Source organism: Collinsella sp. TM09-10AT, assembly GCF_003436275.1.
Taxonomy (GTDB): Bacteria; Actinomycetota; Coriobacteriia; order Coriobacteriales; family Coriobacteriaceae; genus Collinsella.
In genome coordinates, this window is the sequence record NZ_QSOP01000044.1 from 1 (window position 1) to 2122 (window position 2122).

Annotated in this window: 3 protein-coding genes; 2 read left to right on the forward strand and 1 reads right to left on the reverse strand. The window is 52.9% G+C overall.

The window, feature by feature from the left end:
• Nucleotides 1-112: 112 nt before the first annotated feature.
• Nucleotides 113-580: a hypothetical protein gene (locus DXD77_RS10135; protein ID WP_117648571.1), complete on the reverse strand. Its 468-nt coding sequence runs from the start codon at nucleotides 578-580 to the stop codon at nucleotides 113-115.
• A 275-nt stretch (nucleotides 581-855) separates the two neighbouring features.
• Here DXD77_RS10135 and DXD77_RS10140 point away from each other — a divergent pair, with 275 nt between their 5' ends.
• Entirely contained in the window at nucleotides 856-1287 is a 432-nt protein-coding gene (locus DXD77_RS10140) for an Hsp20/alpha crystallin family protein (protein ID WP_117648572.1), read from the forward strand.
• Nucleotides 1288-1512: 225 nt separating this feature from the next.
• Complete coding sequence (tnpA, locus tag DXD77_RS10145) at nucleotides 1513-1983, forward strand: IS200/IS605 family transposase (protein ID WP_117647772.1); 471 nt, start codon at nucleotides 1513-1515, stop codon at nucleotides 1981-1983.
• Nucleotides 1984-2122 lie beyond the last annotated feature (139 nt).

A 2122-nucleotide genomic window follows, 5' to 3' on the forward strand; every position in this document is an offset into this window, starting at 1 on the left:
GTCATCGAGATTGAAGAAGGGGGAGGCCTCGCGGCCTCCCCCTTTTTTGCGTTTACGGGGCGTGAATGACTCAATTACACCAGACGATCTTGTTGTTTTCGGTATTGAGCCTTTATTTAAAGAAAATAAATCGTATAACAAGGGCAACTGCTATGGCCGCAATGATCATAAGCAGGATTGTCAGCTGATGCTGCTTGCGTCGTTTACTTGACGAAACGAAGATTGACTTTCCCTGTTTTGGCGTTTCGAGATAGCGAGCCGAATGCGTCAAGGTTTGCTTGGGTCGAGGCCCTCTTTGTTGATGAGCGGCGGATGCTTTCATCGGCTCATCACTAGCTACGCTGTTTTTAGATAATGGTGCGTCTTTCAGATATACAGGGTCTCCCGAGGCGACGCCCATATGTTTGCGCCCCGTTTGCGCTTCTTCGAGTGTTTGATATCGGTTTCTTGTCACATATTTGGGCTCTGGGCCATTGATGGGCTCTTGCGAGATGTGGGGGCGATGGAATCGAATCGGTTGCTGGCTGGATGCTTCGTCCTGCTCCGGCATAAACGTGTTGTCCTGTTTTTGATCGTCCATGATGCCCTTAGTTCGTCATCAATATCGTGTATGCGCCCATTGTAAGCCAGCCGTCTAGTTTTGATGGGATTGCATACATTATTTAAGCCTTCGTTCAAATTCCGTTTATTAGACAAAACCTTAGTCAACCAGACTCAGATATGCTTATATCAATAGACTCAAAAAACTTTATAGTCGATGTATATATAAGAAGCGGTTGGGCATATATATGAGCGTCAAAAGAAGTCCCAACCACCTAGAAGATGGCTCGGCAGTCCTTACAAGGAGTGGTAAACATGGCAAGCATGGTTCCTTATCGTTCGGTTTTTGGTGTCCGTCCTTCTGCAAGCTCGCTGTTCGATCTGTTTGATGATATGACCGATCTGGCAAACAACTCGATCGCCTCTAAGGCGTTTCCCGTCGATGTTGAGGACAAGGGCGACGGTTACGAGGTCAAGGCCTATCTGACCGGCGTCGCGAAGGACGACATCGACGTTGAGCTCAATGAGGGTCGTCTTTCCATTAGCGTGAATGTTGAGGAAGGCGACGAGAACGAGGGCAAGAACTTCCTGCAGAAGGAGTTCAGCTCGTACAGCTCGACGCGTGGCGTGTATCTAAAGGACGCTTCGAGCGAGGGCCTTTCTGCAAAGTACGCTGACGGCATCCTTACCGTTACGGTTCCCAAGATTGTCGAGAAGAAGAACGTTACGAAGATCTCCATCGACTAACGATGGCTCTGCTTCAATCGAGAGTATGAGTTAAGGGGGCTGGGAAGTGATTCCCAGCCCCCCTTTGTTTAAAGGCTTTAGCCTGTGCGGGGCGCGCAGCGCGCCGCATCAGAAACCACCCGCTATGCGGGTGGGGACAACCGGCTTTACAAAGCCGCCCCCTCGCCGGACACTTGCGATTGTTCAGGCCGCAAGGAATCCGAGTCGAGAGGGCGGTGGTGGCGTATGGCCCAGAAGGCCTACAGCCTGTCGCACACGAAGTGGATGTGCAAGTACCACGTCGTGTTCACGCCGAAGTATAGGCGCAAAGTCATCTACAACCAAATAAGGTCCGACCTTGGGGAGATCTTCAGGAAGCTCTGCCAGTACAAGGGGATAGAGATCATCGAGGGGCACCTGATGCCCGACCACGTCCACATGCTGCTGGCGATACCGCCGAAGTACAGCGTGTCGAGCGTGATGGGCTACCTGAAGGGGAAGAGCTCGCTGATGGTATTCGACAGGCACGCGAACATGAAGTACAAGTTCGGCAACAGGAAGTTCTGGGCCGAGGGCCACTACGTTTCCACCGTCGGCCTGAACGAGGCGACGATCGCGAAGTACATCCGGGAGCAGGAGAAGGCCGACATCGCGCTCGACCGGCTGAGCGTCAAGGAGTACGAGGACCCCTTCGATAGGGGGCCGGGGCGCAAATAGCGCCGGTTTGACCGGCCCGTCACGGGTCAACCTGCAGTGCGGCCCGAACCCCGTGAGGGCCGGCGCCTTTAGACGCGTGCCGGAAATCCAAGGGTTATACCCTAAGAGCAAACCACCCCTTTTAGGGGTGGTTTTGATT